We start from the raw sequence: 12,694 nt of genomic DNA, 5'->3' as shown, positions 1-12,694 counted from the left end.
CCAGGCGGACTCCGGGGCGGCGCAAGGGCAACGGACGGCGGATATGCCGCTCCGGCTGGTGCCGGGGGCGCTGCCACCGCCCGCTCGCGCGCTGCCTCCCATCCGGACTTTCACCGTCGGTCCTGGAATTTCACCAGATCAACCGGCCGATGGCTTCGGCCGGGTCGCGGACTTTAACCGCCGGTTCGGAATTACACCGACCCCGGAGCACGCTTTGCTCGGATACCAGTGTGCCATGACTTGCACGGAAATGGCCGACCGGGTGTCAGATGATCGGCTGCCGGACGTCCTGGCCGGTCAGAACCCCGTGGCCAACTCCCGCAACCGGCGCACCGCCTCAGCCGGGTCAGCGGCCGCGTAGACCGCGTTTCCGGCCACGAACACGTCCGCCCCGGCCGTCGCGCAGCGCTCGATGGTCTCGGCGGAGACGCCGCCGTCCACCTGGAGCCAGATCTCCCCGCCGTGCTTCTCGATCAGAGCCCGGGCCCGGGTCACCTTGGGCAGCACCACGTCCAGGAACCGCTGGCCGCCGAACCCCGGCTCCACGGTCATCAGCAGCAGCATGTCGATCTCGGGCAGCAGGTCCTCGTACGGCTCCACGGCGGTGGCCGGGTTGAGCGCGAAGCCCGAGCGGGCCCCGGCGGCGCGGATCGCCCGCAGGGTGCGCACCGGCGCCTTGGCCGCCTCGGCGTGCACGGTCACGCTCCCGGCCCCGGCCTCGGCGTACCCGGGCGCCCAGCGGTCCGGGTCCTCGATCATCAGGTGGCAGTCGACCGGGATCGAGGTGGCCCGCAGCAGCGCCTCCACCACCGGCAGGCCGAGGGTGAGGTTGGGCACGAAGTGGTTGTCCATGACGTCGACATGCAACCAGTCGGCCTCCCCCTCAACCCGGGCCGCCTCGTCGGCGAGGCGGGCGAAGTCGGCGGAGAGAATGCTGGGCGAGATCTGAACGGCCATGAGCCCCGAGTCTATTGGTCCCCGGAACGCCGTTTGAGCAGGGCCAGGAACATCGCGTCGGTACCGTGCCGGTGCGGCCAGAACTGCGCGTACGGGCCGTCGCCCAGGCCCGGCACCTCGGGCAGGAACTCCCGGGCGTCCAGGACGTCCACCCGGTCGGCCACATCGCCCACCACGGCGCGGGTCTCGGCCAGGTGCGGGGAGCACGTCACGTACGCCACCACGCCGCCGGGCCGTACCGCGTCGAGGGCGGCGTCCAGCAGCCGCCGCTGGAGCCGGGTCAGCTCGGGTATCGATCTCGGGTCGCGCCGCCAGCGCGCCTCCGGGCGGCGGCGGAGGGCGCCCAGGCCGGTGCACGGCGCGTCCAGCATCACCCGGTCGAAGGCCCCGGGCCGCCAGGGCCCCCGGGTGCCGTCGGCGATCACCACCTTGGCCTCCTTGGTGGCCTGCCAGACCAGCCGGGCCCGGTGCTCCTGGACGTCGGCCGCCAGCAGCCGGGCCCCGGTCTGGGTGGCGATCGCGTCCAGCAGCCCGGCCTTGCCGCCCGGGCCCGCGCACATGTCCAGCCAGGTGCCGTCGGAGTCCAGCGGCACCCGGGTCAGCGCCAGCGCGACCAGCTGGCTCGCCTCGTCCTGCACCGCGATCCGCGCCTCGCCGACCGCGGCCATCGACCCGGGGTCGCCCTCGGTCAGGTACGCCCCGTACGGCGAGTAGGCGGCCGGTTCCGCCCCGGCGGCGAGCAGCTCGTCCAGCGTGGCACGGCCGGGGCGGGCCACCATGGCCACCCGGGGGCGCTCGTTGTCGGCGGCCAGCAGCGCGGCGGTCTCGCCGAAGTCGCCGCCCACCGCGTCGCGCAGCGCGGAGACGATCCAGGCCGGGTGGCTGTGCACCACGGCCAGATGGCCGACCGGGTCCTTGTCGGCCGGGGGCGCGACGATGGCCAGCCACTCCGCCAGATCCCGCCCCGCCACCTTGCGGAGCACGGCGTTGGCGTACCTGGACTGGCCCTGGCCGACGCGCAGGCGGACCAGGTCGATGGTGGCGCTGACCGCGGCGTGCGGGGGGATGCGGGTTTTGAGCAGTTGGTGCACGCCCATCCGGATGGCGTCGAGCAGCGGGGGGTCCACGTCCTCAGGGGCCCGGTCGCTGCAGGCGGCGATCACCTCGTCGTAGCTGCCCAGGCCGCGCAGGGTGCCGTAGGCCAGCTCGGTGGCCAGGGCCGCGTCCCGGCCGGTGATGCCGCGCTGGCGGAGCAGCGCGGGCAGCAGCAGGTTGGCGTAGGCGTCCCGCTCGTCGACCGCGCGGATCAGGTCGTAGGCGGCGTTACGGGCCGCGTCCCGGTACGGCTTGCGCGGGCGGGCGCCCTTCCGGCCGCCACGCCGCTGCGGCCCGGTGCCGCCAGTGCCGCCGGCGCCGCCGCCGGTGGCCTTGTTCGTGCCCTTGCCGTTGTTCTTGGCAGGGTCCTTGGCAAGGTTGTTGGCCGCGTTCTTGGCCGTGTTCTTGCCGTTGTTCCTGGCGCCGGTCATGGCTAGTCCAGCCGATCCTGGTCCGTCACGCGGACGCCGCGCGCCCACTCGTCCGCCGTCATCTGACGCTTACCCTGCGGCTGCACCTCGCCCAGCTCCACCGGGTGGCTCCCGGTTCCGGCCAGCACGCTGTGCTTGGTGGCCCGCAGCTCCCCTGGCGCGAGCTTCTCCGCCTCCGGCGCGAGCCGTACCGGACCGATTTTGAGGCGCTGGCCGCGGAAGTCGGTCCAGGCGCCGGGCGCCGGGGCGCAGGCCCGGATCAGACGGTCCACCCGCATCGCGGGAGCCGCCCAGTCCACCCGGGCCGCCTCGACGGTGATCTTGGGGGCCAGGCTGACCCCTTCGGCCGGTTGCGGGCGGGCCTCCAGCGTGCCGTCGGCGACCCCGTCCAGCGTGGCGAGCAGCAGTCCCGCCCCGGCGTCGGCCAGCCGGGCCAGCAGGTCGCCGCTGGTGTCCGAGGGGCGGACGGACTCGGTCAGCACGCCGAAGACGGGCCCGGCGTCCAGTTCCTTGACGATCCGGAAGGTGGCCGCGCCGGTGATCTCGTCCCCGTGCAGGATGGCGTGCTGCACCGGGGCCGCGCCGCGCCAGGCGGGCAGCAGCGAGAAGTGCAGGTTGATCCAGCCCTGCGGGGGGATGTCCAGGGCGGCCTGCGGCAGCAGCGCGCCGTAGGCGACCACCGGGCAGCAGTCCGGGGCGATCTCCCTGAGCCGCGCCAGGAACTCCGGATCCCCCGCCTTGGCCGGGCGGAGCACCTCGACGCCCGCCTCCTGGGCCAGCTCGGCCACCGGGCTGGGGTGCACCTTCCTGCCGCGGCCCGACTGCGCGTCCGGCCGGGTCACCACCGCGACCACCTCGTGGCGGGACGCCAGCAGCGCCCGCAACGACGGCAGCGCGGTCTCCGGCGTGCCCGCGAAGACCAGCCTCACCTGATCGTTTCCTTTCCCGGGGCGGCGGTCAGAGCGCCCGGCCGTGCGTGGCGTGCGGGGAGAGCTTGACGACCGGGGCCGACAGGCCGCTCCACTCCGCCTCGCGGATCGCCTTCATGGCCAGCTTGCGCTGCTTGGCGTCCATGCGGTCGATGAACAGCACCCCGTTGAGGTGGTCGGTCTCGTGCTGGAAGCAGCGGGCCATCAGGTCGGTGCCCTCCAGGGTGACCGGCTCTCCGTGCATGTTGTAGCCCTTGGCTACGGCGCGGATCGCGCGTGGCGTCGGGAAGGACAGGCCGGGGAAGGACAGGCAGCCCTCCTCGCCCTCCTCATCCAGGTCGGCGGAGAGATCCAGGTCCGGGTTGATCAGATGGCCCAGCTGCTCGTCCACGTAGTAGGTGAAGACCCGCAGGCCGACACCGATCTGCGGCGCCGCCAGACCCGCGCCCGGCGCGTCCATCATGGTGTCGGTCAGGTCCTTGACGAGCTTGCGCAGCTCCTTGTCGAAGTCCACGACCGAGTCAGCCGGGGTGCGCAGGACGGGGTCGCCGAACAGGCGGATCGGCTGAATTGCCACAAGCGGGCTCCTCCTTTAATGAGAAAGTCGTGATCTGGGCAGCCGCAGCGGCGAGCACCCTGGTCGGCGACTATGCGGCTGTCCATGGGACGGGTTTCTCGTTAAAACTCGGGATCTCCCCAGTTTACGGGGCCTGGCGTCCCGCCAGGGCCGAGCGCGCCTTCATCGCCGTCTTCCGCGCCGCCTTTGCCACCACCACGTCCGGGTGGTGCTTGCCGAGCAGTTCCAGCACGGCCATCGTGTCGGGGTGGTCCACGGCGCCCATCTCGGGGACCAGGGTGAGCAGGTCCTCGCCGAGGATGTCCAGCTTGGCCGGGGAGTCCACCCGGTCGCCCAGGTAGAGCAGCGCGGCCAGGGTGTCCACCGCCACCCAGGCGCCGTCCTGGCCGCCCAGGGCCGGGGCCTCCAGGTCGCGCACGCCCAGCCAGGCGGCGGCGTACCGCCACATCATGGGCTCGGCCAGGGCCTCCCGCACGGCGGGGGCGGCCTCGGGGCCGAGCTCCTCCAGGATGGTGTCCGCGGTGCCGCGCTGGGCCGCGTTGCCGCAGGCGGCCACCTTGATCAGGTCCCGGGCGGCCTCCTCGGGGACACGGCGCTCCAGCCACAGGGTGGCCGCGCTGGCCGAGGCCCGCCCGGCCAGCAGCGCCGCCACCAGCTCGCCGGCGCTCAGCTCGGCCAGACCGGCCACCTCGCGCAGGGACGGCGCGTCGTGACCCTCCCTGAGCAGGTCCCGCCGGACCGCCCAGACCCCGCGCGGGGTGAGCCGGACCAGGTCGCCCGCGATCTCGATCAGGCCGCAGTAGGAGAGCAGGTCCATCGCGTCGGCCAGCTCGGTGGGCAGCGAGATGCGCAGACGGCGCAGCTCGGGGGCGCGGGCCGCGCAGCCCACCTCGTGCGCCTGCAGGATGCCGGAGGCGAGGGTGGCCGAGGACATGCCGTCGCGGACCGAGTACATGGTGGCCAGGATCTCGGTGAGATGCTCGTCGATCACGCTCGACCCGGTCAGCCCGGCGGGGTCGTCGGTGCGGTCCAGGACGTCCATCACCACGCCGTCCCAGAACTCCATGGGGTCGGCCACGCCCGGGCCGGGGCGGGCGCCCTCCTTGGTGAGCTCGATCAGCCGGCCGTTCACCGCGACCACCCAGAGCAGCCGCAGCCGCCGGGTGTCCACCCCGAGCGCCGTCGCCGCGGCGGCGGCGTCGGCCTCGCTCAGCAGGTGCTCGGCGGTGACCCCGCGCGCCCCGGTCCACCCGGCCAGCCGGTGCGCGTCCCGCACCAGCGGCACGGTGAGCACGGTGGCCGCCAACTCGGCGTCGAGCGCCAGGTCGACCGGCGGGAAGGTGAGCACGTCCCTGTCGAGGATCCCAGAACCAGGCATCTCTGCAACTTACTCCACAGGAGTTACCTGATGCCCCGCGAACGGGCCTTGAATGCGGCCTTCCGCGCCGCCTTCGCGGCGTTCTCGTCGGCGAGGGTCTGGCCGAGCAGCTCCAGCACCTCCACCAGATCCGGGTGGTCCACCCGCCACATGTCCTCGATCACCTCGGGCGGCGGCCCGGAGGCGCCCATGTTCTCGGCGAACCGCTCCGGGTCGGCGGCGGCGGCCGGGATGGCCAGGGCGAGCATGTCCACGCTCACCCAGAGCGCCTCGGCCTCGGTCAGCGGCGGGGCGTCCAGGCCGCGGGCCACCAGCCAGTGGATGGCGTGCGGGCGCAGCTCCTGGTCGGTCAGGCGGTCGCGGACGGCCGGCTCGGCGGCGGCGTCCAGCCGGTCCACGATGCTCACGGCCACGCCGCGCACCTGGGCGGGGGCACCGGCCACGGCGGCCAGCAGTTCGGCGGCGGCCTGCTCGGGGGTGCGGGCGGCCAGCCAGCGGGCCACGTCCTGCTCGGCCAGCTCGTCGGGCAGGCCCTCGTTCAGCAGGCCGGTGATGAGCGCCTCGGCGTCGCCCTCGGCCAGGTCGGGGGCGATCGGGGCGTCCAGGCCGAGCTCGACGTACATCTCGCGCAGGCCCCAGAGGCCGTGCGGGGTGAGGGCCAGGCCCTCCGGGGTGAGCAGGACGGTGCCCGCGTACCGCAGGCCCTCCAGGGCCGCGGGGAGGTCCTCGATCAGGGCGCCGTCGGTGACCTCGCGCAGGTAGTCGGCGAGCGCGTCCAGCGCGACCGGCTCGCGCAGGCGGTAGAGCAGGTCGTGGATGGAGTAGATCTCCTCGTCCACGGCGGGGGCGCCGGTCACCTCGCGGCCCTCCTCGCCGAGGAACTCCACCGTGCCCACCCACAGGTCCAGCACCTCCTCGAAGGTGCGCTCGGCCAGCGGGCGGTAGCCCTGCTCCTGGACGATCGTGGTGCCGGCCAGCTCGGCCAGGCCGAGTTCCAGGGCCAGCCGCCAGGCCAGGGCGGGGCGGGGCACCCCCAGCTCGGCGGTGATGCGCCCGGCGTCCCTGACCCGCAGGGCGCGGCGGACCGTGCTGGTGGCGTTCCGCTCGACCAGCCAGGCCACCACGCGGTGGGCGTCGTCGAGCAGCGGGACCTCGCGGCAGGAGGCGACCACCTCGGCGGTGGGCGGGAGCCGTACCGGCGGGAGGGGGGCGCAGCCCGGGCAGTCACACTCCTCGTCGATGACGTCGGTGTCGATCGTGTCCGCGGGGGCCGCGCGGGCCTCGGCCATCGCGCCCTGGACGGCCGCCGGGTCGCCCAGTTCCAGGGACTCGGGACCGATGGCGCTGAAGATGCTCTTGGCCATGCCGTACTTGCTGGTGTCAGCGAGGGCGGCGGGCATCTCGGGGCCGATCCGGTCCAGGGTGGCGCGCATCCTGGCGGCCGCCTTGGTGGCGATCTCGCCGGTGTCGACCAGGAACTCCACGAGCGTCCTGGCGGCGGCCACCGTCTCCGGCGCGGTCTCCGGCGGGGCGATCACCTTGCGCGGGTAGATCTCCAGCAGCAGTTCCTCGAACGTGGCCGGCCGGAAGTCGCCGAGCTCGTTGACCTCCAGGTAGTCGCTGGCGTAGTCGCACAGCAACCGCACCTCGTCGACGTCGAGTTCGACGCCCTTCTCTTTCCCCCACGCGCGCAGACCGTCGATGGCCCGGTTCACCCATTCGATCGACACAGGGAGACGCTAACGGGTTACTGACCGCATCGCGAATCGGAGCGAACCCGGTTGAGACCCCTGGGAACGCGGTGACCTGTGGGTTCAGATCAGTTCGAGGGGGTCGATCTGGACCCGGACCACCTCGGCCTTGCGGGCCGATCTGACCCCGGCGGCGCCCTTCAGCGTCCTGGCCAGTTCCGGCGCGGCCTGGCGCGGCACCCGGACCATGGCCCGCTCGGCGCCGTCCTCGACGGGCACCGGCCCCAGCACGTCCGCGCGCGCCGGCAGGCCGAGACCGGCCAGCATCTCCCGCACCGCCGCCGGTTGGCCGGTCAGCGTGGCCATCGTCGTCACCGGCGGGAAGCCCAGCTGGGCCCGGTCCTGGAGCTCGCGGTCGGCGTAGGTGATCGCGTCCCACCGCACCATCGCCTGCACCACCGGCACCGCGGAGTCCGCCATGACGACCACCTCGCCGCCGGGCCGGACCAGGGCGGCGGCGTTCATCCACCGCCGCAGCGCCTCCTCGCCCGCCCGCAGGTCCGGCCGCCCGAGCAACGCCCAGCCGTCCAGCAGCACCGCCGCCGCGTAGCCGCCCTCGGCCACCGGCTCGGCCCCCGGCGTGGCCACCACCAGCGCCGGTTTGCCGCCGACCGTCGCCAGCACGCCGTCCCGCCCCGAGGTCTTCACCGGCACCGCGGGGAACGCCCGCCCCAGCTCCTCGGCCGTCCGCCTGGCCCCGACCACACTGGCCCTGACCCGGTTTCCGCCGCACACCCCGCACCGCCAGTCCCCGGCGATCCGCCCGCACCACCGGCAGTACGGCATCGCGTGCCCGCTCCGCAACGCCAGCGGCCCGGAGCAGGCGTGCGCCGCGTCCACCGCGTCCACCGCCGGGTCCGCCGCCGGGTCCACCGCCGCGGACTTGGCCGAGCAGCGGGCGGGCGCGCGGCAGTGCTGGCAGGCCAGGGCGGGCAGATAGCCCCTGCGTGGCACCTGGACCAGCACCGGCCCCTGCTCCAGCCCCTGCTTGAGCGCCCGCCACGCCAGGCTGGGCAGCCGGGCCCGCCGGGCGGCCTGGTCACGGGCCAGCTCCGCGTCGTCCCCCGCCGGGCGCATCCTCGGCGCCCGCGCCCGGACCGCCTCCCGGTCCGGCACCAGCGGCTTGGCCCAGCCGGTGGCGATCAGCCTGGCCCCGTCGGCGCTCATCGCGTACCCGCCGATCAGGAGACCGGCTCCCGTGCGCTCCGCCCGCATGGCGAGGACCTCCCTGGCGTGCGGATAGGGCGCGTGCCGCTCGGCATGAAGATCATCCCCGTCGTCCCAGATGACCATCAGACCAAGGTCCCGCACGGGCGCGAACGCCGTTCCCCGCAGGCCGACGGCCACCCGCACCTGGCCCCTCAGCACCCGCAACCAGCGCCGGTACCGCTCGGCGGGTCCGAGATCGGCGCTGATGGCGACGTGCCATCCGCGGGTCCCGTCGCTGGTGCCCTTCCTGCGACCGCCTTCGTCCGGGTCGGAGAGCGCCCGGTCGAGCAGGGCCACGTCCTTACCGTCCGGCAGCACCACCAGGGCGCCTCTGCCGCCCTCGACCGTCGCCCGCACCGCCTCCGCGACGGCCAGCGGCCAGGTGGGGCCGTCGTCGTCCGTCCCCGGCACGGCGGTCCACACGGCCCGGGGTGCCCGCCCTTCGCGGAGAGCCGCCAGGAACGACTCTCCGATGGGGTAGGCCGCCCAGGCGTTGCAGGGCCGGTGCGGGAACGCGGCGGCCGGGCGGTCGCTCTCGGCGGTCTCGCCCTCCGCCCTGGCGTGCCGGGGCGGAATGGCGATGCGCAGGACGTCCGACAGCGTCCCCGCGTACCGGTCGGCGACCGCGCGGGCGAGAGCGGCGATCTCCGGGGTCAGCACCGCCTCGGGCGAGACCACCCGGTCGAGGAACAGCAGCTGTCCCTCGTGCTCGCTCTCCGAAAGCCGCTCCAGCAGGAAGGCGTCCGTCAGCTTCCCGGCGAACCGCACCCGCACCCGGCACCCGGGGACCGCGTCCCCGTCCATGGCGGCGGGCACGAGATAGTCGAAGGCCCGGTCCAGGTGCGGCAGCAACGAATCCACCACCACCCGGGCCACGGGCAGCTCCCCCGCCGCCTCCGGAGCCCCTTTCGCCCTGCTCACGCCCTTACCACCCGCGGGCCCTTCCGGCAGCGCGATCAGAGCCTCCTGCGAGGCCTCCACTGACCCGGTCACCCTCCTGTCCTACCAGATCCGAACCACCGCTCCGGGCGTTCTCCCAGGTCGGCCCAGAACACCGAAACGGCGCCCGCCAGAGGATGGGCGGGCGCCGTCGCTGGATGGAGGATCAGAGACCGGCGGCTTCGCGGAGGGCGTCGGCGCGGTCGGTGGACTCCCAGGAGACGCCCTCTCGGCCGAAGTGGCCGTAGGCGGCGGTCTCGGAGTAGATGGGGCGCAGGAGGTCGAGGTCCCGGATGATGGCGGCGGGGCGGAGGTCGAAGACCTGGAGCACGGCCTCCTGGATCTTGGCTACGGCGACCTTCTCGGTGCCGAAGGTCTCCACGAAGACGCCGACGGGCTGGGCCTTGCCGATGGCGTAGGCGACCTGGACCTCGGCGCGGTCGGCGAGGCCGGCGGCGACGATGTTCTTGGCCACCCAGCGCATGGCGTACGCGGCCGAGCGGTCCACCTTGGAGGGGTCCTTGCCGGAGAAGGCGCCGCCGCCGTGGCGGGCCATGCCGCCGTAAGTGTCCACGATGATCTTGCGCCCGGTGAGGCCCGCGTCGCCCATCGGGCCGCCGATCTCGAAGCGGCCGGTGGGGTTGACCAGCAGCCGGTAGCCCTCGACCTGGATGTCCAGGTCGGCGAGCACGGGCTCGACCACGTGCTCCCGGATGTCCGGGGTGAGCATCTCCTTGAGGTCGATCTCCGGCGCGTGCTGGGTGGAGACCACGACGGTGTCCAGCCGGACCGGGCGGTCGCCGTCGTACTCGATGGTGACCTGGGTCTTGCCGTCCGGGCGCAGGTACGGCACGGTGCCGTTCTTGCGGACCTCGGACAGCCGCTTGGCCATGCGGTGCGCCAGGGTGATCGGCAGCGGCATGAGCTCGGGGGTCTCGCGGCAGGCGTAGCCGAACATCAGGCCCTGGTCGCCGGCGCCCTGCCGGTCGAGCTCGTCGGCGGTCTCGCCCTCGCGGATCTCGTAGGCGTCGTCGACGCCCTGCGCGATGTCGGGCGACTGGGCGCCGATGGACACCGAGACGCCGCAGGAGGCGCCGTCGAAGCCCTTGTGCGAGGCGTCGTAGCCGATCTCCAGGATCTTCTCGCGGATGACGCCGGGGATGTCGACATAAGTCTCGGTCGTCACCTCACCCGCGACGTGGACCTGGCCAGTAGTGATCATCGTCTCGACGGCGACGCGGCTCTTAGGGTCGTCCTTGAGCATGGCGTCGAGAATCGCGTCACTGATCTGGTCGGCGATCTTGTCGGGGTGGCCCTCGGTAACCGACTCGGAGGTGAACAGGCGACGGGACAACTCGTGGCTCCTATGCAGCGGCTGCTGACGTCAAATGGCTTCGCTGAGTGTAGCCCTAGGGAGCGTGGCGCCGCGAAACTGTCTCATACTCTATTCGTCACAAGTCGGGCAGGGGGTCCCGTGGTAGGTCGCCCGGCGAGAACGCCTCCGCGTCGGCGGCGCCGACCACCGCGACGTACTCCTCGTCCACCCGGAAGACCATGCCGCCGAGCTCGATGCTCGGGCCCCCCGCGAACTCGATGGGGCCCAGCCGGGTGCGTCGCGGGTGCACGGCCCAGACCGAGGCGGGCTCCGGCCGTTCGGCCGGGTTGCCGGCGAGCACGGTGATGGACCGGTCGGTGACCACGATCAGGAAGGCGGCCACCCCGGGGGCGCCCGGCGACCGGGCGGGGAACACGTAACGGAGATCCTCGCCGATCGGGAGCAGGGCGCGGCAGCGCTCCCGGACAGCGGCGGTCACCGGCATGGCATCGCTCCTTCCGATCTCCACGGCCCGGGTGCGCACGGCTGCTGGGTACGGGTGGGACTGCCCTAGGGGGGTAGGGGCTCGAACCTCGGGGACAATCGATCCAATTGCTGTTTCTCCCGGCAGGGCCGCCGTTACACCAAGCGCGCGCCTACCAGATTCCACACTATGCCCGCCAGATCCTCTTTTGGCCCCCGTGGGATCTCAACCGGGTCACCGCCGGCGACCAGCACCACGGCCGCGTTGTCGGGCGTGCCGAAGGCGAGGTTCTCCCCCACCTGGTTGACGACCAGCAGGTCACAGCCTTTCCGCCGGAGCTTGGCCTGCCCGTTGGCGATCATGTCCTCGGTCTCGGCGGCGAACCCGACGATCACTTCCGGGTACGGCAGGCCATCCGCCCGCCGAGCCGCCCGCACCTCCCCCAACTCCTGCAAGATGTCCGGATTTTTCGTCAGATAGATGGGGTCGGGGTCGTCGGCGGTCTTCTTGATTTTCCCGGTGCTCTGCCGTACGGGCCGGAAATCGGCGACGGCGGCGGCCATCACGACGGCGTCCGCGCTCTCCGCGGCGGCCAGCACGGCCTCCCGCAGCTGGATCGCGGACTCGACCCGGACCACCTTGGCGCCCGCGGGGTCGGGCAACGCCACGTTGGCCGACACGAGGGTGACCTCGGCGCCGCGGGCCAGGGCGGTGCGGGCCAGCGCGTACCCCTGCAGCCCCGAGGAGCGGTTGCCGATGAACCGGACGGGGTCGATCGCCTCCCGGGTCCCGCCCGCCGAGATGACCACGTGCCGCCCGGCCAGGTCCGCCGACCCGCCCCGCAGCACGCCCCGGCAGACCTCGAAGATCTGCTGCGGCTCCGGCAGCCGCCCCTTGCCGGTGTCGGCCCCGGTCAGCCGCCCGACGGCGGGCTCGATCACGATGGCCCCCCGCGAACGCAGGGTGGCGACGTTGGCCTGGGTGGCCGGGTGCTCCCACATCTCGGTGTGCATGGCGGGCGCGAACACCACCGGGCACCTGGCGGTCAGCAGCGTGTTGGTCAGCAGGTCGTTGGCCAGCCCGGCCGCCGCCCTGGCCAGCACGTCCGCGGTGGCGGGGGCCACCACCACCAGGTCGGCGCTCTGCCCGATCCGCACGTGGGGCACCTCGTGCACCGCGTCCCAGACCTCGGCGCTGACCGGGTTCCCGGACAGCGCCGCCCAGGTCGGCTCCCCCACGAACCGCAGGGCGTCCCTGGTGGGCACCACCCGGACCTCGTGCCCCGACTCGGTGAACAGCCGGACCAGCTCACACGCCTTGTAGACCGCGATCCCCGCGCAGACCCCGACGACGACCTTCCATCTCATGCCCCCACTGTGCCACCGGCCGCGACCACCGGGGCCGCCGCCTCCCACCGTGCGGATCACACCGGCACGTGCGCCGTCGCGGTGGGAGGCGGGTTGTATCCCCACAACCATCCCGCGGCTCCAGCAGCCCGAGGAACCCGGGTCGGTTTGGGTAGATCATCGATCACACCGGTATAGGCGCGGTATATGCGCTGGTCACCCGCATTTCGGCCGTCGCGGGAAACGTTCCATCCCCTGACCGGTCGATTGACAGATCCTGGCG

10 protein-coding genes and 1 riboswitch are annotated in these 12,694 nt (G+C 73.3%); all 10 genes read right to left on the bottom strand.

The features are described 5' to 3' along the window. Positions 1-84: 84 nt before the first annotated feature. Positions 85-215: riboswitch (FMN riboswitch) on the bottom strand. Between the two features lie 82 nt (positions 216-297). The 10 genes from rpe to coaBC all read right to left on the bottom strand — a co-directional run bounded on the left by rpe (position 298) and on the right by coaBC (position 12,432). Further along, positions 298-957 (bottom strand): ribulose-phosphate 3-epimerase, encoded by a 660-nt coding sequence (gene rpe / locus KIP79_RS29375; RefSeq protein ID WP_214108183.1) that lies wholly within the window; start codon positions 955-957, stop codon positions 298-300. Positions 958-968: 11 nt separating this feature from the next. Further along, a complete protein-coding gene (locus KIP79_RS29370; protein WP_214108182.1) occupies positions 969-2,483 on the bottom strand; it encodes an RsmB/NOP family class I SAM-dependent RNA methyltransferase in 1,515 nt (504 codons plus the stop codon). 2 nt (positions 2,484-2,485) lie between these two features. Then, the gene (fmt, locus tag KIP79_RS29365; protein ID WP_214108181.1) at positions 2,486-3,412 is read right to left on the bottom strand and encodes a methionyl-tRNA formyltransferase; all 927 of its coding nucleotides are present in this window, start codon (positions 3,410-3,412) and stop codon (positions 2,486-2,488) included. Positions 3,413-3,440: 28 nt separating this feature from the next. After that, the gene (def, locus tag KIP79_RS29360; RefSeq protein WP_214108180.1) at positions 3,441-3,989 is read right to left on the bottom strand and encodes a peptide deformylase; all 549 of its coding nucleotides are present in this window, start codon (positions 3,987-3,989) and stop codon (positions 3,441-3,443) included. Between the two features lie 124 nt (positions 3,990-4,113). Then, entirely contained in the window at positions 4,114-5,367 is a 1,254-nt protein-coding gene (locus KIP79_RS29355; RefSeq protein WP_250214029.1) for a hypothetical protein, read from the bottom strand. Between the two features lie 23 nt (positions 5,368-5,390). After that, positions 5,391-7,097 carry a hypothetical protein gene (locus tag KIP79_RS29350; RefSeq protein ID WP_214108179.1) on the bottom strand — a complete coding sequence of 569 codons (1,707 nt, stop codon included), beginning with the start codon at positions 7,095-7,097 and terminating at the stop codon, positions 5,391-5,393. Positions 7,098-7,181: 84 nt separating this feature from the next. Then, positions 7,182-9,320: a primosomal protein N' gene (locus KIP79_RS29345; protein ID WP_214108178.1), complete on the bottom strand. Its 2,139-nt coding sequence runs from the start codon at positions 9,318-9,320 to the stop codon at positions 7,182-7,184. A 112-nt stretch (positions 9,321-9,432) separates the two neighbouring features. After that, complete coding sequence (metK, locus tag KIP79_RS29340) at positions 9,433-10,620, bottom strand: methionine adenosyltransferase (protein ID WP_214108177.1); 1,188 nt, start codon at positions 10,618-10,620, stop codon at positions 9,433-9,435. A gap of 97 nt (positions 10,621-10,717) precedes the next feature. Then, positions 10,718-11,086, bottom strand: coding sequence for a hypothetical protein (locus KIP79_RS29335; protein ID WP_214108176.1), 369 nt, complete (start codon positions 11,084-11,086; stop codon positions 10,718-10,720). A gap of 134 nt (positions 11,087-11,220) precedes the next feature. Further along, entirely contained in the window at positions 11,221-12,432 is a 1,212-nt protein-coding gene (coaBC, locus tag KIP79_RS29330; RefSeq protein WP_214108175.1) for a bifunctional phosphopantothenoylcysteine decarboxylase/phosphopantothenate--cysteine ligase CoaBC, read from the bottom strand. Between the last annotated feature and the right edge of the window lie 262 nt (positions 12,433-12,694).

This window comes from Acrocarpospora catenulata (genome assembly GCF_018476525.1).
GTDB classification, from domain to species: Bacteria; Actinomycetota; Actinomycetes; order Streptosporangiales; family Streptosporangiaceae; genus Acrocarpospora; species Acrocarpospora catenulata.
This window is presented reverse-complemented; position numbering and strand designations above follow the sequence as displayed.